The following is a 22,664-nucleotide window of genomic DNA, read 5'->3' as shown; positions in this document are numbered from 1 at the left end:
CCGAGAGGTACCGCTGCGACGGACAATGAATTGGAGTATCTACGGATGACAAACTTGGGAACCGGCAATCCCGCGATCCGGCTCGAGAACGTCGAAAAGAGCTTTGGAGACCACGTCGTACTGCAGAACGTGTCGCTTTCCGTGGGAGCCGGGCAGGTATTTGCGCTCATTGGTCCGAGCGGTGCCGGCAAGAGCACTCTTCTGCGCTGTATCAATCTGCTGGAGCGGCCGACCTCAGGATCCATCACTGTTGACGGCGTCACCATTCAAACCGACCACACCATCAAACCCAAAGAACTAGCGGCTCTCCGCTCGCGGGTGGGGATGGTCTTTCAATCATTCAACTTGTTCCCACACATGACGGTGCTCCGCAACATTGCACTTCCGCAGCAGCGGGTGCTCGGCAGGAGTAGGGCGGACGCCGAGGACAGGGCTCACGCACTTCTGGGCCGCGTAGGTCTCGCGGACAAGGCGTCCCAGTATCCCGCTCGATGCTCTGGGGGTCAGCAGCAACGGATCGCCATCGCGCGAGCGTTGGCCCTAGACCCGAAGGTCATGCTTTTCGACGAGCCGACCTCCGCGCTCGACCCCGAGCTCGGGCTGGAGGTGCTCACTGTGATGCGGGAACTCGCCGACGAGGGCATGACCATGGTCGTTGTCACGCACGAGATGCAGTTCGCGCGCGACGTCAGCGACCACCTGGTCGTCATGAGCGATGGAGGCATCCTCGAGGAGGGCGACCCGCACGACATCTTCAGCGGGCCGCGGCATGCACGGACCCGCCAGTTCCTCCGTGCTGTGGTGGACCGACAGTGACCGAGACCGTGTGGGGAGCCGTAGCACAAGGGATCGTCATGACGATCCAACTGACCGTAGCGGGATTCGCGATCGGGGCGGTGCTCGGTGTTCCCATCCTTGCGCTGCGGATGTCACCCCTAGCGTCTCTGCGCTGGTCAGCACGAGCCTTCATCGAGGTGACGCGAGGCGTCCCGATGATCGTGTGGCTCTTCTTGATCTACAACGGTCCTACCCAGTTCGACCCAGCGCTGGGCAGCGTATTCACCTCTTGGGTGTCGGCTGTGGCGGCATTCGGCCTGGTGTCCGCGGCTTACATGGCGGAGATCTATCGCGGCTCCCTACGGGCGATCAAGCAAGGCCAGTACGAGGCGAGTCGGGCACTCGGCATGTCCTCGGTGGACACGGCTACTCGAGTCATCGGCCCTCAGATGATCAGAGTCGCTGTGCCGGCATCAGCCACCTACGCGATCGGATTGTTGAAGGACTCGTCCCTCGCCTCCACGATCGGAGTCTTTGAGATCACCTACTACGCGAACACGGTGGCCAGCACTTCGTCGTCGGCGACGCCGTACTTCGTAGCCGGAGCGTATTACGTCGCGCTGACTCTTCCCTCCGCTTGGGGGGCCCGACGGCTAGAGGCCCGCCTCCGTCGAGGAGTTGCCCGATGAGCACCCTGTGGAGCGACCTCGTCACGTACGCCGATCCCCTCATGGAAGGTCTGTGGGTCAGTCTGCAGCTCACCTTCATGACCCTCGGCCTGGGTCTACCCGGCGGATTGGTGCTCGCCATAGCTGCCGCGTCGCGGTCACGGGCGATCGGGATGGTCGCTACGACTCTTGTCGAACTGGGGCGAGGCACGCCGGTGTTGGTACTTCTGCTGTTGGTCTACAACGGCATCCCGCTTACCTTGCCAGCCTTCGTCGCTGCCTTCATCGCTCTCGCAATCAGCACTGCTGCGTACAGCAGCGAAATCATTCGTGGTGGTTTGCAGGCAGTTCCGGAGGACGAGGTGGAGGCAGGTCAGGCACTGGGCATGAGCAGAGCGCACGTGCTTCGTGACGTCATAGTTCCACAAGGGCTCAGGATTGCCATGCCCCCTCTGGTCGGCTTTTGCATCATCATGTTTCAAGCGACTTCACTGGCATATGTCATAGCCGTCCGCGAGTTGACAGCTCAAGCGAAGTCGATCGCGAACGAGACCTTTCATTACTTCAATCTCTTTCTCTTGGCCGGGGCGCTGTATGCCGCTCTCAGCATCTCCGCCAGCGTGCTGAACCAACGCGCGGAGAAGAGGTTGAACCGCCATGCATGACAGCCGATACAAACAATTGGAGACGCAATGAGAGACCGAATCATTCTAAGAACCAGCGCAGCGGTCTTCGGACTGGCCGCACTCACAGCATGCGGGTCATCGCCGGGCTCGAGCGCTGGTTCGGGAGGGGGATCATGCACCCCGGCCCACGAGGGACTGACGACGGTGGTAGACGGCACGCTCACCACGGCCACCTACAACTTCCCCCCCTTCGTCCAGGTGGACGGCACCAACGTGGGTGGCCTCGAGGGAGAGCTGCTCTCTCGAATCGCAGAGATGGAGTGTCTCAGCCTCACGGGGAAGCCGCTCGATACCGGTTCGGTGATCCCGGCGACGCAAACGGGCCGCGTCGACATCGCCTCGGGGAACTGGTGGTGCACCCAAGAGCGCGCCGACGTCATGTCGTTGTCGAATCCCGTCTATATGGATCAGTTCGGCGTCATCTCGACTGACGGGACCGACACCTTCGACGAGCTCCAGGGCAAGGCGCTCGGCAGCGTTGACGGCTACAACTGGAACGAGGACCTCAAGGCTATCTACGGGTCCGACCTGCGCCTCTACCCCAACCCGACAGCCATGTACAACGATCTCAAGTCTGGTCGAATCGATGCTGCCGTCGACTCCTCGGGGTCCGCGGCGTACGCAAATGAGCAGCAGGGCAGCCCGTGGGAAGTGGCCGTGCCGGCGCCTGACGAACGAGTGGTCTCGAGCCTCGAGCCACCGCAGGTGTGCTTCCCGATGTCCGCCGAGAACGAGGCGCTGGTTCAAGCCGTGAACGACAACCTCGAATCGATGCGCGAAGACGGCACCATCGCCGAGCTGCTCGAGAAACATGGGTTGGATCCGTCAGCGTCCGAGGTGGGCGATCTGCGTTTGATCGGGTGATAGGCCGGGGGCACGCTCGGCCCGGTAGGACTACCGGGTCGAGCGTGTTCCCGTCGCCCGACCGGCTCCGACATCACCGGCGCTCGCTCCCGGATGACGCATCAGCCCCTTGATTGAGCCTTGCCACGCCTTAGCGGCTCGCCGACCCCGCCCTCACAGAAAGACCCGCTATGAGCGAACAGACGCGTGACCCAATGGAACATTTCGACGATGGTCGCATGCGTCAAGAGCGACTTGAGCGCGCCCAGTCAGGCCTCCGCACGCACGGGCTCGCTGCCGCACTCCTGTTCGATCCGAACAACGTCAGGTACGCGGGGTCCATCGGTGTAGCGGTTGTCGAGAACTTGCACGTGCCCTCCCGCTGGCTGTTGCTGCCCGCAGATGGCGTCCCGATCCTCTGGGAGTACGAGGATGCCTTCCATCTCGCCGAGGACCGGTACGTGGGCGAGGTGCGCCGGGCACCGGGTTGGACGTTCTTCGGTTCTGGAACGAACTCAGCCGACAACGCCAAGGTCTTTGCGCTCGAGATCGCCGATGCGCTCCGAGAGTTCGGCCTCAAGGGCGAGCGGCTCGGCGTCGACAGGACCAGCGCCGTCGCATTCTTGGCGCTCCAAGAGTGCGGCCTCGTCGTTGCAGACGCGCAGGGCGCCATCGAGGAGGCGCGTGCGATCAAGACCGAGGACGAACTACGCCTGCTGCGACGTAATGCGGATGCGTGCGATCGCGCGGTGCTCGCCATGCGCGAGCGAATCAAACCGGGCATCACGGAGAACGAACTATGGGGCGGCTACATGGGTGACGCGCTCGCTGCGGGTGCTGAGTACGCCGAGACAAGACTTCTAGCGTCCGGGCCGCGCACCAACCCGTGGATGCAAGAGGCCTCGGACCGAGTCGTGGAGCCCGGGGACCTCGTCGCCATGGATACCGACCTCGTGGGTGCCGACGGCTACCTGACCGACTACTCGCGCACGTACTTGTGCGGAGACGTACGGCCCACTGCCGAACAGCGCCACCTCTACCAGGTGGCCTACGATTTCGTCCACGAGTCGATGGGCACGATCCGACCAGGTGCTTCGTTTCGCGAGCTCGGCGAGGAGCTCGCGGGCCGGATGCCAGCGCGGTACAGGCAGCAGCACTACCCCTTCATCGCGCACGGATCTGGTCTGGCCGACGAATGGCCAGCCATCAAGTTCGACAATCACCACGATGGCGAGGTCTGTGCCGGCATGTCACTCAGCGTGGAAGCCTACGTTGGGGCAGTGGGCGGGCAGCACGGAGTCAAGCTCGAGGAGCAGATCATTGTCACCGACGGTGGCGCGGAAGTCATCTCACGAGCGCCTCATGAGGAGCGACTGCTCGGATAGTCCGTGTTAGCTTCTCGGCACGTTCGCCACCTCCGCATTGGCCCGTGTCCAACGACTGGGAGTGGTTCGGCCTCCTGCGCCCTGGTCCGCCAGTAGGCGGTCTGCGCAAGGAACGTCGCTGGGCCATCACCAGCGAGTCGTCAAGATGGCCTCAGCGCCGATGACCAAGCTGCCCGCGGCCGGCATCGAGCACCGTCTCACCGGCGCGGTTTCGTACTTCGACGCAGCCGCCCGGCTAGGGCGTGACGATCTCGAGGTGAGTGCCTTGTTGCGTGTTGTCTCGGGCGACCGGCACCTAGCTTGATCTCTTGACGGCAACGCAGGGGTCAGACAGACAGCCCGCGATGGCGAGTTTCATGAAGCAAGCTCGCGGCTCTTCCCGGACAAGGTCGGCGTACACCGCGCGTTCACCGCCACCGATCGGACATCACACCCCCGCCCTCTCGCCTCAGTCCCGTCGCGACCACCGCGATCGCTGACCGGCGTAGCGCCCAACGCGCTCACCAAGTCCCTCGCACCCCATGCACTTCCGGTCCGGGTTTCGGCGGACGAAACCTGGTGAGGTCTCGCTGGTGGCCCTGATGACGGGCCGCCGCCCAACGTCCGAGGCGCCGGAGCTGTCCGATCGGCGCTCGCTCGAGTTGCTTATCCCCGCCTGTCGACAAGCGACGACGGCTAGCGCCGAGACACCACGGAGGAGAACCCGCCATGAAGGACGACACCGATAGTTCAGCGCAACCGACGCTCTGGGGAGAGGCGCCCGAGCCCCGGGCCACGGGCGCCCGCTCACGGGGTGCCGCCCGTCCGCATCGTGCGGCTGCTGAAGCCGGCGAGCTGTGGACGGTCGAGGAGGTCGCCGACTACCTCGGCGTCCCGAAGCAGACCGTCTACTGCTGGCGCACCAGCGGTTACGGGCCGGCCGGTTTCCGGGTCGGCAAGCATGTGCGCTGGCGGGCGTCGACGGTGATCGCGTGGACGCTCGAGCTCGAGCGTCAGGGGTGACCGAGCAACACGAGCCCGTGCGGTCGTGCCCGCGATGCGGTGATGTCATCGTCGACGTCCTGCCGAGGTTGCCGGGTCGACCGCGGCGGTGGTGCTCGGCGAAGTGCCGCCGATCAGCATCCGAAGAGCGACGAGCCGCGGCGGCCGGCGCGATCGCCACGCGCTACGTCCAGGTCGAGGTCTCTCTCGACGACCACGTGCAAGCGGTGCTGGCGTCGCCGGCCGCGTGCCGGCGCGTCCTGCGGGACCTGCGCGAGAGGTCTGACGCCGGACAGCTCGGCGATGCGCGGTGGAGTCCCGTGGCCGAGGAGCTTCAGCGCACCCGTGTGCAATCCCGTCCCACCGTTCGGTGGGGTGCGCGGTGACGGTCACCCGACACGAGCAAGCAGCCCCCGTGTGTCCGTCCCGGCAGCTAGCGTGATCAGTCTCGGAGGTTCATATGGCCAGCATCAGCTCGACACGCGCCGCTGACGGCAGTCCTCGCTACGTCGTCAACTACCGCGATCCCGAAGACCGCCAGCGGCGGAAGTCCTTCCGCAAGAAGGCGGACGCGGAGGCGTTTCGCAACACCGTTGAGGCGGACAAGCTTCGCGGCACTTACCTCGACGTCAACGCGGGCCGCGTGACCTTCCGCGACTTCTCCGGCGACTGGCTCGCGAGCAGGACCTTCGACCACACGACCTACGAGGCGACCGACCTGCGGCTTCGGGTCCACGTCCTGCCGGTCATTGGTCACCTCCAGCTGAGGCAGATCAAGCCGTCGACCATCCAGGGTCTGATTCGGACAATGGATCTCTCGGACACCTACCGCCGCGTCATCCTGGCCAACATCTCGGCGATCCTTGGCGCCGCGGTCGACGACAACTTGATCGCGAAGAACCCGTGCAACGCGGGCTCGGTCAGGCGGCCGTCCGTGGTGCGCCGCAGAGTGGTGCCTTGGCCGGCGGAGCAGATCAGTGCGATGCACGATGCCCTCCCGGAACGTTATCGGCTCGCGGTCACGCTGGGCTCCGGCTTGGGACTGCGCCAGGGCGAGATCTTCGCCCTCTCCCCCGCCGACTTCGACTTCCTCGCGGGCACGGTCGAGGTCCAGCGTCAGGTGCGGATCCTCGCCGGCAACAAGCTGGTCTTCGCTCCGCCGAAGGGTCGCAAGACGCGGACCGTCCCCCTGCCGTCGAGCGTCGCAGCCGAGGTCAACTCTCACCTGGCCCAGTTCCCGCCGGTGCGCGTGAGCCTGCCGTGGCTGACGCCGGGAAACGTGGAACGCGTAGACGTTCCGCTCCTGCTGACGACACGCGAGAGATCAGCGCTCAACCGCAACTACTTCAACAGCAGGCTGTGGCGGCCCGCGCAGAAGCGAGCCAACGTTGAGCCGAACCGTGACAACGGCTGCCACGCCCTGCGGCACTGGTACGCGTCGGTCCTGCTCGACGCGGGTGAGTCGATTCGAGCCGTCTCGGAGTACCTCGGCCACAGCGACCCCGGCTTCACGCTGCGCACCTACACGCACCTGATGCCGAGCAGCTCCGAACGCACCCGCGACGCCGTCGACGCTGCCTTCGCAACAGCACGGGACAGCATCAGCAACGTCGGCTAACGACCACAAGCGGACGCACACCGGTCGCTTGTTACACGCTCGGTACATGGAGCCTCTCAGCCGCAGAGTTTTCCCAGTTCGGAGGGGCGCGTAAGCGTCTACTACGACATCTGAGTCACGTTTGGCGCTGACCTGCGGGTTCACCCCTCATCAGGCGTCTGACCTGCGAAACGTCCCTGGACAACTCCGTTGTCCAGGGACGTTTTCAGTTGCCGTGTGACATCGAAGTGACATGAAAGGGCCTGAGCGCGGTTCCCGTGTGCAGGTGCCGGAAGGCTGACACCACGTGACTCTCGGCCCTGTCCAGAGCGTCGGCGCGGCGTCATCGTGAAGGCATGACCGTAGGACGTCCCAAGATCGGGATGGAAGAACGGACCTCGCGTCGGAGGGTCAGCTCACCCGCCTTCACTGTGGTGGCGGCGGGTCTGCTTGCCGTGCTGGCGGCGTACGCCTTCTCACTCCTGACTGGTTCGCTGAGCGAGTCAGTGGTGATGCCTGTCGGCGCAGCAACCTTCGTGTTGGGAGTGCTCCTGTGTGCGTGGGCACCCCACCGGCTTGGGCTGGGCCCCGGAAGGACCCACAAGCACGTGGTTCTTGTCGTCGTGAGCATCCTGGCAGTGGCAACAGTCGTCGGTGCCTTCCGGATGACCGGATCGACCGCGCCGTACGACGCGACCGTGGGCGAGTTCGTTCTCGTGCCGGTCGGCGAGGAGCTGCTCTTCCGCGGCTTCCTGCTCGGCGCACTGCTGGAGCTGTTCCGCCGTCGCCACGTGGGTTCTCACTCCCCCGCGTGGGCGGTCCTGATCAGCGCCGCCGCGTTCGGCATCGGTCATCTCGGAAACCTCGGATACGTCGACACCGCCTTCGTGATCCTGCAGGTCTTCGTCGCCTTCATCTTCGGCGTCGTCGCCGGGCACGTGCGCGTGCGCACAGAGAGCATCGTGGGTCCCGTACTGATGCACGCGACGATGAACGTCGTCGCGGTGATGTGAGGTTCCGGCGTGCCGTGCGGTACGTGCCCCGTCACCCGAACGCACTGAACTTGCGTCGCCGATCGGGGCGTCATGGGGACGAGATGGGCACTACGGCCACCGGGCACCTGGCGTGTTCCACGACTCTGGTCGCGATCGAGCTGTGCCTGATACGGGACAACGCGCCGTCCTCGTGCCTTCCCACGACGAGCAGGTCCATTCGGGAGCCCTCACGGACCAGGCAGTCCGCTGGATGACCCTGGGCCCAGGCGTACCTCACTCGCACGTCTGGGAACTCCTCGCTCAGGCCCGCCACCTCCTCTGCCACCAGCGGGCGCTGCCTCTCGATGTCGATGGGGCGGTCCGACGGGTAGACCCCCGATGCTTGCGGGCCCCACGACGAGTGCTGCACCGTCAGCGGCAGGCGACGAAGGGATGCCTGTCGGAAGGCGAATCGGAGCACCTCACCCAACCCGCGCGCGCCGTCAACCCCGACCAGCACGCCCTGCCTCGCCCGCATTCCATCGGCTGGTCGATAGATGACCAACGGGCATCGAGCACCACGAGCGAGCGTGACTCCGACTGACCCCAGCACCAGGCTGCCGACCGGTCCCCGTCCGTGAGAGCCGAGCACCAGCATGGCTGCGGCCCCGGACAGCCCCACGAGCAGGTGCCGCGGATCCGTGATCTCGAGCGCCGTGTGCACCTCGACGCCGCTGTCGCGCTCTTCCACCTTCGCCCGTGCGGCCCCGAGCAGCTCGTGTCCGCGAGCGCGGCGTACGTCAGCTCCGACCTGGTAGTCGAGGCCGGTCCGATCGAGCCATCCCTCCTCCTCGTGCGACACGGCGTGCGCCAGCACCAAGGGTCGGTGTTCGACAGCAGCCTGGTCGACGGCCCACTCGAGGGCGTGCGCTGCTGAAGGAGAGCCGTCTACCCCGACGACGATCGAGCTCGGACGAACGCTGGCCGTGTCCATGACTTCTACTGTCCCCCTACTGGCGTTGACCCTCGACGTACGGGGGCAACCATGGGTGAAGGAGGGGGCCAGACACGGAGATCCTCAGGTGGGATCTGCTCGGGAGCCAGACAGGTTTGGACAGCCGGAGCACGTGGTCGGGCAGGGAGTCATCTCCATGTCCGCGTCGCGCCCACCGCCTAGGAGGTTGCTCCCTGAGCCACCGTCCACGACGTCCCGGCCAAGACCGCCAGAGCCAGGGCAAGAGCCACGCCCCGACTCTTGCGTGTCGCACGGTCGTCACTCCGCCATTCCCTTGCATCCTGTGCGCCAGTCTCAACCGGCGTGGTTGCCGGCAACGGGCTTGGCCCGGGGCTGCTCGCCCTCTCGGCTGAGCTCGCGGTACTGCTCGGCGGCCAGGTAGCGCCGCATCGCAGCGGTGATCGCGGTGGCAGACGAGGTCGACGGTCGGGCGGCGACAGCGTCTCGCGCCTCGCTCGTGGCTCGTCCCTTGTCGTTCGACGGCTCTCTCATTTCGTCATCCTCCTGAGGCCGGCATTTGTCACGCCCTTGCGAGGTGACGAGGATCCGGAGCCGTTTGACACGGTACGGGAGTCTTGGCCGGTGCCGGGGCGTGCCCAGCGCGTGCTGCCATCGTTCCTGTCATGCGGACCCTCGCCGCCTCTACCTCCAGCAAACGCCCCTGGCCAGTTGATGCACAGGGCCGACCTGCCCCGGGTTCGACAGGCCTAGGTCCCGGGTCAAGTCCGGAGGATCTGTGTTCGGGACGCGTTCTGTCTGTCGGTCGAAGGTGTGCCCGTCGTCGGCGCGAGGTCACTCATGCTGGGCGCGCACCACTCGGTTCGAGGACGCTCCCCCACTGGACGTGCTGATCCACCCGGGGGTCGTGTGCTCTCGGAGCGCATCGCGTCCTGGACTTGCACCCGCGACGACAGGGCCGACGGCACACGACGCTATTGACGTCGTCCTCGAAGGCGACGCCGTGCGGCAGCTGGACGAGGGAACGGTCTGCGGCAAGGTCGCCATCACCGTGTGCCCCCGCCCCCGCGGCTCGCTCTGCGTCACGCAGCGTCAGGGTGGTTCAGACGAGATCGCGGAATGCGACGACGACCAGCGTCGTACTGATGGTGATCGCCAGGAGCCACCAACCGCTGAAGAACAGCGCGAAGAGCGCCAGGGACAGGGCGCCGCCGCCGAGCCCCACGACCGACCACCAGTCCTGGTGGCTCAGCAGCCCCGCACCGCTCGCGGCGATGAGGAGTCCAGCCACGACAGCGAGCGCCACGGACACTGCGCGCGCTTCACCGAGCAGCCAGGAGCGGCTGGTGTCCATGGGCGCGGCAGCGCTGGGACGAGGCGTCCAGATGACGATCGTGAGAAGCCCGTGTGCGACCAGGAGGACGCCGAACGCCGTTCGCCACATCGCGACCCCCTCATGCGGGGACGTGCGTCACGGACGACGCGCGGGTGGGCGCCGTGGGGGCACCCCGTTCGGCTCGGAGGAGGAGGACGAAGGCGACCAGCATCAGCGGCGCCCATATCCACAGCACCCCGCCGAATGCGAGCTGTCCGACGTGGAACCCGATGACGGCGACGAGCCCGATCTGTGTCCTACGCCCGCCGCTCAGGATCAGGGCCCCCGCGGTCGCCTCGGCCACGATCAGCAGGGTGATGAAGAACTCCGTGTTGGGAACCACGAGCGATTCCCAGGTGTCCCGGACGAACGTGAACGGAGACGTGTCCGCGAAGCCTGCGTAGTAGTCCGTCCCCAGCACGAGGTAGAGCGCGTTCACCCCTGCGCCGAAGACGACGAGGAGGATGCCGAGGGCCCATCGGCCCACGAGCATGGCACGCGGACTCCGGCCGGCACGCAGGGCGGCGACGAACGCCACGCCGCCCAGGACGAGCCACATGATCTTCTCCATGCCTTCCTCCCTCATCTCGCCTCAGGGCTCGCCACCCGCGGCATGTCGCTGCTCACCTGGGCCGCTGGTGGTCGACGCGCCCGTCGGGCACGGCAGTAGCCATCCAGGTGGCGAAGTGTGACGGATCCCGGCGCTCGACCTCGTCGAGCAGCTTGCTGCGCTCTTCCAGTAGCGCCAGCCGTCGCGACATAGGCAGGTCAGCGCGGGTCACCTCGGCCGTCGTCCACTCCCAACGACGAAGCAGATCGCACGTGGCGGGCATCTCTGGAGGACCGCTCGTGCGATGCGAGGACCGCCTCAGGAGGTACGAACGGACCGATCCTAGGACGGCAGGAGAGGTCACGAGGATGACCGAGCCGATCAGGGCGCCAGTGCGCCCCAAGGTGGCCACCAAGGCGTCTGCGGCCACGGCGCCGAACCCCGCCCACATCACGCCACGTCGTGCCCAGAGCCACCGGTCGGCGCGCCCTTCGGCGATGACAAGGGCAAAGAGGCCCCCCAACAAGGCCATCACCAACCCCATCGCCGCCATCCGCAACCATCCGTACGCGATGGCGTCGAACAGTGCGGCGGGCGAGATGATCACGGCTGCTGTCGTTGCCCACAGGTAGCGGTAGAGCCTCATGGTGCCTCCTCCGGCACGAGTCTCGGCTCCTCTTGGAGGAAGCCAGACTTCCTATCCATCCACCTCCACGATGGCTTGGTCCGCTGCCCGGTAACAGAGGCAACCGACCGAGCCGGGCAGGGCCCGACGACCCTGTTGGGAAGGACCTTCTGCCCTGTGCGAGAGATGCATCCGCGCGACACATCGTGAGGCACGCGGTCGCGGCGCGCGCGGCGAGCTCTCGTCCCTCTACCAGACGGGAAAGCGGACCGGGGCGTCCTGCTGGTCACCTCCCGTGTGCAGAGCGGCCGGCACGACACGCGGCCGCACGACGCGCTCACCGAGCCCCCGGCAACGGCATCAACGACGCCCCGGCGCTGGCGGCGGCCGACGTGGGGCTGGCGATGTGGTCGGGCACCGACGTGGCCACGGTGCCCGTCGACGTCACCCGCTGCACGTCGAGATGGCCCAGGACCAGCAGGAGAAGGGGCAGTACAAGCCTGCCGTCGACCTTGCTGGGAACGTCGTGGACACCCAGACGGCCGAGATCGAGAAGATGAAGTCGCTCCTCGGCTCCTGAGGCCACGAGCCTCTGCGCCTCGATCCAGACCACCGAGCAGGGCGGTCACCCCCGATCGGCGACCGCCCTTCGCTGCCGGCGGCGCCTTGGACCGACCGTGAACCTGCGGAGGTGATGCCGAGGACCTCAGAGGGGCGGAGGCACGACAGCGACGCAGCAGGGCGCTGTCTCGACGAGCCTCGTGGTCACATCGGGGTCGAGGACTCGGAGCACTGATCGTCTGACGTGGGTGCCCACCACGACGGTGTCCATGTGGGCCGCCGCATGCGCGAGCGCCTCGCCTGGGAGTCCCCGTTCCAGCCGGAGTGACACCTCGACGGACGGGTGGCGGCGACCGAACTGCTGCGCAACGGCGTTCAGCTGTGCCCAGAGAACCTCGTGACCGGGCTCGTCCGCGGAGATGCTTCCGACAGATGGACCGTCGGCGAACGTGCGGACGAGAGTCAGCGGCATCTCTCTGAGGGCGGCTTGGCGATAGGCCCAGTCGACGGCTGGTTCCGAGTGCCGTACGCCGTCGGTGCCGACCAGGATTCCGCGACCGCCGGCGTCGGCCTCGTGAGGACGGCGTACGACGACGGGGCACCTGGCGTGCTGCGCCAGAGCGACCCCGACAGAGCCCAGCAACAGGCTCTTGACCGGTCCGCGCCCACGAGATCCGACGACCAGGAGGTACGCGTGCTCGGAGACGTCGAGGAGCACCGTGCGTGGATCCCCCCGTACGACCCCTGACCGGATCTGAGGCAGATGGTGTCGCTCCTCGACCACAGCGCAGGCCTGCGCCACGACGTGGAACCCATCAGCAGGCACGGCGGTCGCGAGGGTCTCGGAGGCGATGCCTGTCGCGATGTTCCTGTCGGGGGCAGCATGGATGATGGTCAGTGGCCGACGGGTGAGGACCGCTTGGTCCGCGGCCCAGTGGAGCGCAGCGACGCTGGCAGCTGATCCATCGACGGCCACCACCACTGCGCCCGCTGCCTGCTCCCGGACACCCATGTCGTCCACTGTGTGCGCGGCCTCCACCGGGCACAAGGTCTGGGTCCCGCCGCACTGTCGCGGCGCCTGCGCGCAGAAGGGGCTCTCCGCCCCTTCGGGCTATCCGTCTACTCGGATGCGATGGCGCGCAGGATGTCGACCTTGCTGGCACGCCGAGCGGGTCCGATCGCGGCGAGCACGCCCACGGCGGCAGCGATCACGAGGTAGGTGAGGAGCGACAGCGTGGGCACGGCAAGCGTGGAGACTCCCTCGGCGACCAGGGACCGGCTCAAGGCGATGCCGGTGACGAGGCCGAGCGCGATGCCCGTGACGGCTCCCAGCAGCGAGATCAGGACGGACTCGCGGCGTACGACCGTCCTCACCTGCCGGCGGGTCCCACCCACCGCCCGCAGGAGGCCGAGCTCGCGCGTCCGCTCGACGACGGAGAGCACCAGCGTGTTCACGATGCCGAGGATCGCCACCACGATGGCCAGCAGCAGCATCGCTGTCACGATGCCCAGCAGCTGGTCGACCGAGTCCTGTGCCTTCTGCGTGATGTCCGACGGGTCGTTGACGGTGACGTTGGGGTAGTCGACGAGCGCTGCCTCGATCGCGGCCTTGGCCTGGGCGGGGTCTGTGCCTGACGTGCTGTTCATCAGGATCGCGCCGTCGAGCGGCGCGGTCACGTTGGCCGTGAAGTCGGGGATCGTCATCAGGTAGTTGGTGTTGATCAGACTGCCCTTGTTGAACGTGCCGCCGATGGTGAGGGCGATGTCCCCGGTCTCCGGGAACGTGACGGTGACCGTGTCGCCGACACGGACGCCGAGGTCCTCAGCGGCAGTTGTGCTGATCAAGATGCTCCCCGGCTCGAGCGCATCGAGGCTCCCGCCCTGGATGCCGAGGTCGATGACGCGATCCAGCCCGTCGGTGTCCATCGCGGTCACCAAGGCGGACCGGCCGTCGACCTGCGCAGCACTCTCGCGGAGCTCCACGACGTCAGCCACGTCCTTTCGGGCACGCAGGACGTCCGCGACGGAGGGACTGATCCCCAGCCCGGCTCCAGCCGGCTCGAGGATGAGGTCCGACCGGTTGCCGCCACTGACGGCCTCCGAGACCGACTCCTTGAGCGACGTCGCGGTCACCGTCACCGCGGCCACCACCGTCAGGCCGATGGTGAGTGCGAGCGCAGACGCCGCAGCGCGCCGCGAGTTGCGGGCGATGTTGCGGGCCGCCAACCGCCAGCCCCCGCCCCGCGGTCCGTGGTCGGCGAGGCGCGCCATCCCCCGCGTCAGCGTCGGACCGGCAACGACCAGCCCCACGAAGGTGATCAAGGTGGCGAACACGGTCGCCCACCGTTGGTTGCCGACGACCGCGCAGACGGCGAGCGCCGCGATGCCGGCGCCGATGACGCCCCATCCGGCAAGACGCCGAGCACGCGAGACCGGGCCACCGGCCGGCACGGCGTTGCGCAGGGCCTCCATGGGAGACACCCTCGTGGCCGCCCACGCCGGAGCGATCGCGGCGACCAGGGTGACCAGCAACCCGACGGCCAGCGCAGCCATCACCGTTCGAGGCTCCACGGCGGGCGACGTGGTCGGCATCTCCACGCCGATCAGCTCGAGCAGCGAGCGGATGCCTGCCGCCAGCGCGACCCCGAGCGCCAACCCGATGGCACCCGACACCAGACCGATGGCGGCCGCCTCGAGGAGGACACCCTTCAGCACCTGGCGCCGGGTCGCTCCCACTGCGCGGAGCAGCGCGACCTCCCGCCGGCGCTGGGCGACCAGCACGTTGAACGTGTTCCAGATGACGAAGGAGCCGACCACGACGGAGACGCCGGCGAACACGAGCATGATCGTGGTGAAGGCGCCCATCGAGTCGCGCACGGACGCCGTGCCGTCCTCGGCCACCTGCTCGCCCGTCAGCACCTCGACATCCTCGGGGAGGATCTCCGCGACCCGGTCGCGCAGCTCGCTCGCCGACACGCCGCCCTCGGCCATGACGTCCACCTCGTCGACGACACCGACCTTGCCGAGCACCTTCTGTGCCGTGGGGAGGTCGAAACCCGCGAGCGTGGCACCCAGCAGGCTGTCGGTCTCGCCGAAGCCGATGATCCCCACCAGCCAGAACGACCGCCGACCATCCCTGAGCACGACGTCGACCGAGTCACCGATCTCGTAGCCGGCCTGCTTGACGGTGCGGGCGTCGAGCGCCATCTCGTGGATCCCGGACGGCGTACGGCCCTTGCGGAAGGTGGCCGCTCCGGCCAGACGGGGGTCGTCGGTCAGGCTCGTTCCCAGCGTAGGAGCACCACCGGGCTGCATCGGCTCACCGTCCTCGTCCAGGACGAGCGCGAAGCCGAAGACCGATCCCTCTGCCACGGCGACCCCCGGAACCTCGCCCACCTTCGCCACCAGGCTCTCGTCGAGCGGGCGGACCTGTCCGCCAGTCGCCGCGAGGTCGGCGGCGTAGGCGGCCTCGGACCTCACCACGACGTCGGTGCCGGACGTCAGGCCGGCGTAGAGCTCGCCGAAGGCCTTCACCATCGTGTCGGAGAGCACGAACGTGCCTGACACGAAGGTGACACCGACGGTGACGGCCATGATCGTCAGGAAGAGGCGCAGCTTGCTGACCAGCAGGTTGCGGAGCGAGACCCTGAGCATCGTCAGCCACCCAGCCGACCCATGATGGCGAGGACGCGTTCCTTGCTCGGGTCGTCCAGCTCGTCGACGATGGCACCGTCAGCCAGGAACACGACGCGGTCGGCGTACGCCGCGGCCCCGGGATCGTGGGTCACCATCACGACCGTCTGCCCGAGGTCGTCGACGACGGACCGGAGGAATCGCAGCAGCTCGGTGCTGGCCCTCGAGTCGAGCGCACCCGTCGGCTCGTCGGCGAAGACCACGTCGGGCTGGGAGATCAGTGCGCGCGCCACAGCGACGCGCTGCTGCTGACCACCGGACAGCTCGGACGGCCGGTGCGCCATTCGGTCGGCGATGTTGAGCTTCGTGACGACTGTCTCCAGCCAGGCGGGATCCGGGTCGCGCCCGGCCAGGTCGGCCGGCAGCGTGATGTTCTCCTCGGCAGTGAGCGTGGATAACAGGTTGAAGGACTGGAAGACGAAGCCGAGGCGGTCGCGTCGCAGGATGGTTCGCTGCTTCTCCGTCAGAGAGGCCAGGTCGGTCCCGCCGATGAGTGCCTGACCGCTGGTCAAGGTGTCGAGGCCGGCCAGGCAGTGCATGAGCGTTGACTTGCCGGACCCTGAGGGACCCATGATGGCGGTGAACCGGCCCGGCGGGAGCTCGAGGCTGACGTCGTCGAGGGCAGTCACTGCGGTGTCGCCCGAGCCATAGATCTTGCAGGCGTGGCGGGTGCTGGCGGCCAGCTCCGTGCGACCGCTGCTCACCTCGGTGAGGGCAGCCGGGAGCGCCGATCGGACTGATTCCGTGGTCATGCCTCAACCCTGCCGCCCGAGCAGGCCGGTGCGCAGAGGCGAAGTCCCCTCTCCCGCGGGACCAACGACGCCCCTCGCCGTCAGTCGAGCAGGACGCGTTCTCCGTACGACGGGACGACCGCCAGCCACCCCAGCTCGGCGGAGATCCTCGAGGCGAGCGCATCGGCTGAAGCGGGCTCACCGTGGACGACGTAGACGGTGCTGGGCGGACGGGGGGCTCGGCTCAGCCATTGGATGGTCTCGTCGGCGTCGGAGTGCACCGAGAAGTCCGGTACGTCGACGATCTCGGCGCGCACGGGGACGTAGCGGCCGTGGATCTTCACCTGCCGTGCACCCTCCAGGAGCTGGCGCCCGCGTGTCCCGTCCGCCTGGAAGCCGGTGATGACGACCGTGTTGCGACGATCCGGCAGCTGGTGAGCGAGGTGGTGGACGACTCGTCCACCCGTGGCCATCCCGGACGCGGAGATGATGATGCTGGGGGTACGCGGCCTGTTGAGCCGTTCGGAGGCCGCTACGTCGCGCGCGGCCTGGACCCCGCGTACGCCCAGCCCGGCCATCAGGTCACGTGCCTCCCTGCGGAACTGGGAGCCGCCGCGAGCGGCGGCGCTCCGGTACACGTCGAGGGCCGCCAGCGCCATGGGGCTGTCGACGAAGACAGGGATGTCAGGGATGGATCCCTGCTCCCTGAGGCGCCTGAGCTCCAACAGGACCAGCTCGGTGCGGTCGACCGCGAACGCCGGGATCAGCACGCTGCCTCGCCGCTCCACCGTTCGACAGATGGCGTCGGCGAGCAGCTGGGGATCCGCCGGAGGGTGCCTGCGGTCTCCGTACGTCGACTCGACCACGATGGTGTCGGACGGGGGCGGATCGGCGGGCGGTCGCAGCAGAGGGTGGTGCGCACGCCCGAGATCGCCGCTGAAGAGCACCCGGTGCTCCCCCATCTGAACGCCGATCGTCGCCGAGCCGAGGATGTGGCCCGCAGGTCGGAAGGTGGCGGCGACGCCGGGGGCGAGCTCCACCGCCCTGTCGAAGTCTGCGCAGGTCATTAGACCGAGAGCCCGCTCCACGTCCTTGTTGTCGTAGAGCGGAAGAGCGGGGTCATGCCGCGAGAAGCCCGCGTCGTTGGCATACCGCGCATCCTCCTCCTGCAGGTGCGCGCTGTCCCTGAGGACGATGGCCGACAGATCGGCGGTCTCGCGAGTGCACGACACCCGCCCGGAGAAGCCGTCGCGCGCCAATCGAGGCAGGTAGCCCGTGTGGTCCAGGTGGGCGTGGGTCAGGAGCACGTGGTCGAGCGTGTGAGGATCCACCGGGAACGGGTCCCAGTTGCGTCGTCGGAGGGACTTGAGCCCCTGGTAGAGGCCGGCGTCCACGAGCACCCGGCATGCCGGACCGTCCAGGAGGAACCGGCTCCCCGTGACTGTCCCCACCGCCCCCAGGAACGTCATCACCGGGCGCTCGTGGCGTCTGGGCTGTCCCACAGCCTGGTTGACCATCACGGACCTCCTCGTCCACTTCACTCCTGAGTCTCGGCCTCGGGGAGGTATGCCGTCAGAGGCCCTTGGGCCGACGCCGACAGGCACAAGGTCCCCGCTCGGAGGGCCGATCGACTGCTGCGGTCCGCCCCAGGGGACGCGCATCATGACGAGCAGACGTCCGGTGCTGGGCACGCGGGCCACCACGACCATCGAAGACGACCATCGAAGCGAGGAGACACCATGCACACGCGAACCTGGCACGTCGCGATCAACCTGTTCGAGGAGGAGGGGCGTACCCGCGCCGAGGCTGTCCTTCGCACTGACGTCGGCCCTGAGCTGCGCCACGAGGGACTGGCCCGACGCCACCCCGGTGATCGCGACGTCCCCGAGATCGGCGACGAGCTCGCGGTGTGCCGCGCCCTGTCGGGGCTCGGTCACGACCTCCTGGATGCAGCGCTCGCCGACATCGCCGCGAACGACCCCTCCGGCAGTTGAGCGTCCTCGGACGCCACCCAGAGGTCAGGTCTGGGGAGACAGCTCGTCGGCGACGAGTCCCCAGTCCTCGGTCTCGTGGGACGTACGGACCGGAACGACCATGACGGGGCTCTTCGCCTCGCGTAGCACCGTACGTGCCACAGATCCCAGGTGCTCGAGGAGGCGGCCGTGTCCGGCGTGCCGGCCGACGACGACGAGTGACGCGACCTGGGAGTCGTCGACGAGCACCTGCGCGGGCCACTGGTGTCGCACCTCCAGCTCGACTGACACGGTCGGATGACTGTCGCGGAAGCCGCTCGTTGCTGCTTGGAGCTCCTGCCTCTGGCCGTCCCGCCACGCGGTGGCCACCCGGTCGGTGATGATGTCGTCGTAGGCGGCGTCGAGATGCCAGGCGTGCACGACCCGGACGGGCGCGCCGGTGGCCGCGGCCCAGTCGAAGGCCGCTTCGAGCAGCTGGCGGGGGGCGCCTCCCTCGTGCACGCCGACCACCACCTCGCCCCCTGCCTTGTCAGGCTCCCACCCGGTAGGCACCGAGACCACCGGGCAGTCGCTGTGCGATGCGACGCCGTTGGCGGTCGAACCGACGAACAGGCGGCCCAACCAGTGGGAGTCCCGATGCTGGAGGACGATCAAGCGGGCTTCCCGGCTGAGCTCCACCAGCACGTGCTTCGGCGCGCCGACGAGTGCTGCAGTCCGGAACGCCGGGGAGCCGCCGGTCAGCTCCTCGAACTCCTGCTCCACTTCCTTGACGACCCACTCGGCGACGTCCCGCGCCTCCGCGTAGGTGATCAGGACACTGGGCGGAGGGGGCGGCAGCTCCGCACCGAACGCGTGCACGAGGACGACCTCCACGTTCTCGCGTCGAGCGCACTCGGCAGCGAAGAGCAGGGCCGCAGTCTCTCGTCCTGGCCCGGTGACGCCGACGACGATGGCGCCTTGAGCGATGATGTCCATGGTGACCTCCTCCTGCGTGGCGGCAGTCGCTGCCGATTCCACAATCCGCTCTCGAGCGTCCTCGGCCTAGGGTCGGAGGTCCCGGGACAGGTGGGACCGGTCGGCACTCGGCACCACGGCGAACACGCCCGTTGCATGCTCCGGCGTCAGCGGCCGGTCGTCTCCGCGCACGTGGTCGGCCTGCTGAGACCCCGCGCCAGTCGCGTTCGACCGTCCGATGCCCATCAGCACCGCACCGGTGACGGCACCGAGCCAGCCCAGCGCCAAGTCCCACACCGTGTCTGCGTAGGCCGTGCCGGCCTCGCCGGACCTGGCCAGGAAGGCGTAGTACTCCCACACCTCCCACCCCAAGGACAGGGTCATCGCCGAGGCGACGGCGAGCACGACCCGACGGGCAACCGTGGCCCCGCCGGCTCCACAGACGAGCACCACTGCGATGCCCAGCACGCCCGTGTTGAAGGCGTGCATGAAGTCGTCGAACCAGGAGACCTGGTCGTACAGGTCCAGCCGGTTCCCAAGGATGTCGGAGAAGGCGGGGAGGGTGACCAGCAGGTCCGTGGTCCACGGATACCGGCCCTGCTGGCGCCACAGCTGTGCCGCCGGCACCACCAAAGCCAGCAACGGGTAGGTCATCGCCCGTGTCCCGGGTGACTTCCCCTCGAGGTTGCCCCACGCGGGGTCGAGGCCGACCTGGACGACTGCCAGGAGCAGCAGCACCTTGGCCGCCAGATCCAGGACGGCCACCCAGGGCAGGACGCGAAGGGCCTCGCGCTCGCCGCGTTGGCCGCCGCGTGCGCCTGCCTGTGCCACGGGGGCACCTCCTGTCGGGGCGCTGCAAGGGGCTCATTCCAGCCTCTGCCTCGATCCTCTCGAACGGACGCCGCGACGCGTAGGGACGAAGGTCAGTGCCGACACAAGACCTAGGACCACCGAGACGTGACGCCCGCCTGCAGCGGAACGGCGCACGCAAGAGCACTCTGGAGGCACAAGACGCCGCATGGACCCGCGGCGTGCTGCGGAGATGGAGGAGGCGGAGATGGTCACCAAGAGCTGGGACCTGCAGGTACGCCTCCAGGAGCGCGACGGCGTCGTGCGGGCCGAGGCAGTCCTTCGGACCGACAGTGGCCGCGAGCTGCGCCACGAGGGGACCGCCCGACCGCAGCCGCACAACCCTTCTTCACCAGAGCTCGCCGAGGACATTGCGGTCTTCCGCGCCTTGACGGGCCTTGCCTATGACCTTCTCGATCGCTCACCGACGGTCAGCCCGCGCGGGACGACGCACCGACGTGCCCGTCCGTCGGCACGGATACCGTCAGCACCCCCGCGGCGTAGGACGCCTGCAGGTCGTCTCCCGTGCACCCCTTCGGGGGCGGCAGGCGACGGTGGAGGAACCTACCCGGAGCTCACCCTGGTACTCGCAAGTACTCGCAAGCCGTCCCTCAGGACGGGAGACGGCGTGCGGCCAGAACGGCAGCTTGGGTGCGGCTCTGCACGCCGAGCTTGCCCAGCAGTGCTGACACGTAGTTCTTCACGGTCTTCTCCGTGAGCGACAGGCGTGTGGAGATCTGCCGGTTCGTCAGGCCCTCCGCGACGAGTCGCAGGATCTGCTCCTCCTTGGGTGTGAGCCGCTGTGCCAGTGGGTCCTTGAGCGAGCCGGTTCTCAGACGGTCCAGAACCCGGGCCGTCACTGCCGGGTCCAGCATGGACTGACCCGCGGCAACGCGGCGCACCGCCGTGACGAGATCGCCACCGCGCACCTGCTTGAGCACATAGCCAGCGGCGCCCGCCATGATCGCGGCGAACAGGGCCTCGTCATCGTCGTAGGTGGTCAGGACGAGCGCGGCGATGGCGGGATCGACCGACCGGATCTGGCGGCACACCTCGATCCCGGACCCGTCTGGCAACCGGCCATCCAGGATGGCCACCTGGGTGCGCAACGGAGGTATACGTGCCACCGCATCGGCGGCGAGTCCTGCCTCACCGACGATCTCGATGTCCTCCTCCTCCTCGAGGAGATTCCGAATGCCTCGCCGGACGAGCTCGTGGTCGTCCAGGAGGAAGACCCTGATGGGGTCTTCCCCGGTCGACGAGCGTGGAGGCATCTCCCACATGTCTGTCACGCTACGCCGGACTGCGGTCGAACGTCCGGGCACACGTCCCCGTCACCCCCGGGTCATTCGGCCCCTTTTCTGGTCGTGGCAGCACGAGGACGTGGCACCGGCGGTGCGCTCCGGTCGTGACCCGGCCGGGCGCGTGGCAGTGGGTCGCCGTGACGGCGGGCGAGCCACTCCCTCGTCCTGAGCTCCGCCTCGCGGGCCACGTGGTCTGGCGGGCACCCGTTGAGGAGAGCTGTGCATACCGATCGGGAGAAGGAGCGCAGGACGGAACCAGCCGGCAGCTCGCTCCACTCCTCCACCAAGCGCGCTGCAGCGTCGCGCAGAGCCCGATTCGTCTCCGTTCCGGGATGAGTCATGTCGCAGCCCCGGGAGCCTGCCAGCAGCCGGACATGCACTACTCCTGACCCATGGCTGGCACGGACGACCGGGCGATCGAGGCCTGTCCCGGCGACGGCGAGCTCGGTTCAGGTCTTGGCGGGACGCCTCCATCCTGCTCCGACCCGCGCATCTCTCCCGCTTTGGGCGCTGGTGCTCATCGGTCTCACTCCTGTGTGATGAGTGCGTCGTGGTTCTCCGGAGGACCCAGGTGTCCTGCCAACCCCCCCCCGGTGGAAAAGACCGGCACGGCGTACGGCCGGCAACGCCTCCCTGACAGGACACCCGGGTGGCTTCGACCCCGGTGCATGCTCCATAGCAGTCGAGCCCTATGGGCGAGCCAAGGGACGAAGGTCCCGAGACAGCAAGAACCATCGTCCCGGGTCCGGCCCAGAGCTCGTACCGCTCAGGCGAGCCAGGTGACGAGTGCAGAGATTGCGTTGATGAGGACGAACCCCGCGGCCACGATGAGTGCCACCGTCGTGGGGAGACGGCCCCTGCCGTCTCCCAGCCGCATCGCCCGCATCCCGAAGTAGGTCGCCGCCGCGGCTGGAAGGACGAACACGAGCAGGGCCGGAGTGGCGGCGATGAGAGCGGCCCACCACGGTGCCTGCTCCTCGCCGCCGACGGGGTAGCCGAGCGCGGAGATGAGCCCCTCGCCGACGAGGAACGCCAGCGCGAAGCTCGGCACGAACCCCAGGAGTGACCACCAGGCGCGGCGGGTGGACGCGCCGGCGAGTGGGACTGGGTGGTGGGTGGCAGTCATGACAACCTCCTGAGTGACGACATGGCCGGAGCCGGTCCT

25 protein-coding genes are annotated in these 22,664 nt (G+C 67.8%); 12 read left to right on the top strand and 13 right to left on the bottom strand.

Features of this window, described 5'->3' with window-relative positions:
• The first annotated feature begins 45 nt into the window (after nucleotides 1-45).
• The 9 genes from J3P44_RS06190 to J3P44_RS06150 all read left to right on the top strand — a co-directional run bounded on the left by J3P44_RS06190 (nucleotide 46) and on the right by J3P44_RS06150 (nucleotide 7,950).
• A complete protein-coding gene (locus J3P44_RS06190) occupies nucleotides 46-816 on the top strand; it encodes an amino acid ABC transporter ATP-binding protein (RefSeq protein ID WP_255889382.1) in 771 nt (256 codons plus the stop codon).
• Nucleotides 813-1,466 carry an amino acid ABC transporter permease gene (locus J3P44_RS06185; protein WP_255889381.1) on the top strand — a complete coding sequence of 218 codons (654 nt, stop codon included), beginning with the start codon at nucleotides 813-815 and terminating at the stop codon, nucleotides 1,464-1,466. The genes J3P44_RS06190 and J3P44_RS06185 overlap by 4 nt, the downstream gene beginning before the upstream one ends.
• A complete protein-coding gene (locus tag J3P44_RS06180; RefSeq protein WP_255889380.1) occupies nucleotides 1,463-2,110 on the top strand; it encodes an amino acid ABC transporter permease in 648 nt (215 codons plus the stop codon). The genes J3P44_RS06185 and J3P44_RS06180 overlap by 4 nt, the downstream gene beginning before the upstream one ends.
• Nucleotides 2,111-2,275: 165 nt before the next feature.
• Nucleotides 2,276-2,995 carry a substrate-binding periplasmic protein gene (locus J3P44_RS06175; protein WP_255889379.1) on the top strand — a complete coding sequence of 240 codons (720 nt, stop codon included), beginning with the start codon at nucleotides 2,276-2,278 and terminating at the stop codon, nucleotides 2,993-2,995.
• Between the two features lie 170 nt (nucleotides 2,996-3,165).
• Nucleotides 3,166-4,359 carry a M24 family metallopeptidase gene (locus J3P44_RS06170; protein WP_255889378.1) on the top strand — a complete coding sequence of 398 codons (1,194 nt, stop codon included), beginning with the start codon at nucleotides 3,166-3,168 and terminating at the stop codon, nucleotides 4,357-4,359.
• A gap of 160 nt (nucleotides 4,360-4,519) precedes the next feature.
• Complete coding sequence (locus tag J3P44_RS06165; RefSeq protein WP_255889377.1) at nucleotides 4,520-4,663, top strand: hypothetical protein; 144 nt, start codon at nucleotides 4,520-4,522, stop codon at nucleotides 4,661-4,663.
• 404 nt (nucleotides 4,664-5,067) lie between these two features.
• Nucleotides 5,068-5,361 carry a helix-turn-helix transcriptional regulator gene (locus J3P44_RS06160; RefSeq protein ID WP_255889376.1) on the top strand — a complete coding sequence of 98 codons (294 nt, stop codon included), beginning with the start codon at nucleotides 5,068-5,070 and terminating at the stop codon, nucleotides 5,359-5,361.
• 439 nt (nucleotides 5,362-5,800) lie between these two features.
• Nucleotides 5,801-6,958, top strand: coding sequence for a tyrosine-type recombinase/integrase (locus tag J3P44_RS06155; RefSeq protein ID WP_255889375.1), 1,158 nt, complete (start codon nucleotides 5,801-5,803; stop codon nucleotides 6,956-6,958).
• A gap of 335 nt (nucleotides 6,959-7,293) precedes the next feature.
• On the top strand, nucleotides 7,294-7,950 hold the full coding sequence (locus J3P44_RS06150) for a CPBP family intramembrane glutamic endopeptidase (RefSeq protein WP_255889374.1): 657 nt from the start codon (nucleotides 7,294-7,296) through the stop codon (nucleotides 7,948-7,950).
• Between the two features lie 70 nt (nucleotides 7,951-8,020).
• Here the strand turns inward: J3P44_RS06150 and J3P44_RS06145 are convergent, their stop codons facing one another.
• The 5 genes from J3P44_RS06145 to J3P44_RS06125 all read right to left on the bottom strand — a co-directional run bounded on the left by J3P44_RS06145 (nucleotide 8,021) and on the right by J3P44_RS06125 (nucleotide 11,455).
• Entirely contained in the window at nucleotides 8,021-8,905 is an 885-nt protein-coding gene (locus J3P44_RS06145) for a universal stress protein (protein ID WP_255889373.1), read from the bottom strand.
• 315 nt (nucleotides 8,906-9,220) lie between these two features.
• On the bottom strand, nucleotides 9,221-9,418 hold the full coding sequence (locus tag J3P44_RS06140) for a hypothetical protein (protein ID WP_255889372.1): 198 nt from the start codon (nucleotides 9,416-9,418) through the stop codon (nucleotides 9,221-9,223).
• A gap of 568 nt (nucleotides 9,419-9,986) precedes the next feature.
• On the bottom strand, nucleotides 9,987-10,328 hold the full coding sequence (locus tag J3P44_RS06135; protein ID WP_255889371.1) for a hypothetical protein: 342 nt from the start codon (nucleotides 10,326-10,328) through the stop codon (nucleotides 9,987-9,989).
• Nucleotides 10,329-10,338: 10 nt separating this feature from the next.
• Nucleotides 10,339-10,830, bottom strand: coding sequence for a hypothetical protein (locus tag J3P44_RS06130; RefSeq protein WP_255889370.1), 492 nt, complete (start codon nucleotides 10,828-10,830; stop codon nucleotides 10,339-10,341).
• Nucleotides 10,831-10,882: 52 nt separating this feature from the next.
• A complete protein-coding gene (locus tag J3P44_RS06125; RefSeq protein ID WP_255889369.1) occupies nucleotides 10,883-11,455 on the bottom strand; it encodes a hypothetical protein in 573 nt (190 codons plus the stop codon).
• A gap of 442 nt (nucleotides 11,456-11,897) precedes the next feature.
• Here J3P44_RS06125 and J3P44_RS25890 point away from each other — a divergent pair, with 442 nt between their 5' ends.
• Nucleotides 11,898-12,014: a hypothetical protein gene (locus tag J3P44_RS25890; RefSeq protein WP_465264252.1), complete on the top strand. Its 117-nt coding sequence runs from the start codon at nucleotides 11,898-11,900 to the stop codon at nucleotides 12,012-12,014.
• A gap of 126 nt (nucleotides 12,015-12,140) precedes the next feature.
• Here J3P44_RS25890 and J3P44_RS06115 read toward each other — a convergent pair whose 3' ends face one another.
• The 4 genes from J3P44_RS06115 to J3P44_RS06100 form a co-directional block, all read right to left on the bottom strand.
• The gene (locus tag J3P44_RS06115) at nucleotides 12,141-13,007 is read right to left on the bottom strand and encodes a universal stress protein (protein ID WP_255889367.1); all 867 of its coding nucleotides are present in this window, start codon (nucleotides 13,005-13,007) and stop codon (nucleotides 12,141-12,143) included.
• A 107-nt stretch (nucleotides 13,008-13,114) separates the two neighbouring features.
• A complete protein-coding gene (locus J3P44_RS06110) occupies nucleotides 13,115-15,649 on the bottom strand; it encodes an ABC transporter permease (RefSeq protein WP_255889366.1) in 2,535 nt (844 codons plus the stop codon).
• 2 nt (nucleotides 15,650-15,651) lie between these two features.
• Nucleotides 15,652-16,440 (bottom strand): ABC transporter ATP-binding protein, encoded by a 789-nt coding sequence (locus J3P44_RS06105; protein ID WP_255889365.1) that lies wholly within the window; start codon nucleotides 16,438-16,440, stop codon nucleotides 15,652-15,654.
• A gap of 80 nt (nucleotides 16,441-16,520) precedes the next feature.
• On the bottom strand, nucleotides 16,521-17,936 hold the full coding sequence (locus J3P44_RS06100; protein WP_255889364.1) for an MBL fold metallo-hydrolase RNA specificity domain-containing protein: 1,416 nt from the start codon (nucleotides 17,934-17,936) through the stop codon (nucleotides 16,521-16,523).
• A 222-nt stretch (nucleotides 17,937-18,158) separates the two neighbouring features.
• Here J3P44_RS06100 and J3P44_RS06095 point away from each other — a divergent pair, with 222 nt between their 5' ends.
• Nucleotides 18,159-18,413 carry a DUF1876 domain-containing protein gene (locus J3P44_RS06095; RefSeq protein ID WP_255889363.1) on the top strand — a complete coding sequence of 85 codons (255 nt, stop codon included), beginning with the start codon at nucleotides 18,159-18,161 and terminating at the stop codon, nucleotides 18,411-18,413.
• 24 nt (nucleotides 18,414-18,437) lie between these two features.
• Here the strand turns inward: J3P44_RS06095 and J3P44_RS06090 are convergent, their stop codons facing one another.
• Both J3P44_RS06090 and J3P44_RS06085 read right to left on the bottom strand, forming a co-directional pair.
• Nucleotides 18,438-19,367, bottom strand: a complete 930-nt coding sequence (locus J3P44_RS06090) for a universal stress protein (RefSeq protein ID WP_255889362.1) — start codon at nucleotides 19,365-19,367, stop codon at nucleotides 18,438-18,440.
• A 66-nt stretch (nucleotides 19,368-19,433) separates the two neighbouring features.
• Nucleotides 19,434-20,177 carry a DUF2238 domain-containing protein gene (locus J3P44_RS06085; protein WP_255889361.1) on the bottom strand — a complete coding sequence of 248 codons (744 nt, stop codon included), beginning with the start codon at nucleotides 20,175-20,177 and terminating at the stop codon, nucleotides 19,434-19,436.
• A gap of 187 nt (nucleotides 20,178-20,364) precedes the next feature.
• On the opposite strand from J3P44_RS06085, the gene J3P44_RS25765 reads away from it, so the two are divergent.
• Complete coding sequence (locus J3P44_RS25765; RefSeq protein ID WP_372496496.1) at nucleotides 20,365-20,913, top strand: dsRBD fold-containing protein; 549 nt, start codon at nucleotides 20,365-20,367, stop codon at nucleotides 20,911-20,913.
• On the opposite strand, the gene J3P44_RS06080 is transcribed toward J3P44_RS25765, so the two are convergent.
• Both J3P44_RS06080 and J3P44_RS06075 read right to left on the bottom strand, forming a co-directional pair.
• Nucleotides 20,807-21,469, bottom strand: coding sequence for a response regulator (locus J3P44_RS06080; protein WP_255890005.1), 663 nt, complete (start codon nucleotides 21,467-21,469; stop codon nucleotides 20,807-20,809). The genes J3P44_RS25765 and J3P44_RS06080 overlap by 107 nt on opposite strands.
• A gap of 796 nt (nucleotides 21,470-22,265) precedes the next feature.
• Entirely contained in the window at nucleotides 22,266-22,625 is a 360-nt protein-coding gene (locus J3P44_RS06075; RefSeq protein ID WP_255889360.1) for a hypothetical protein, read from the bottom strand.
• Nucleotides 22,626-22,664 lie beyond the last annotated feature (39 nt).

It is taken from the genome of Nocardioides astragali, from assembly GCF_024436375.1.
In the GTDB taxonomy this organism is placed as follows: Bacteria; Actinomycetota; Actinomycetes; order Propionibacteriales; family Nocardioidaceae; genus Nocardioides; species Nocardioides astragali.
This window is presented reverse-complemented; position numbering and strand designations above follow the sequence as displayed.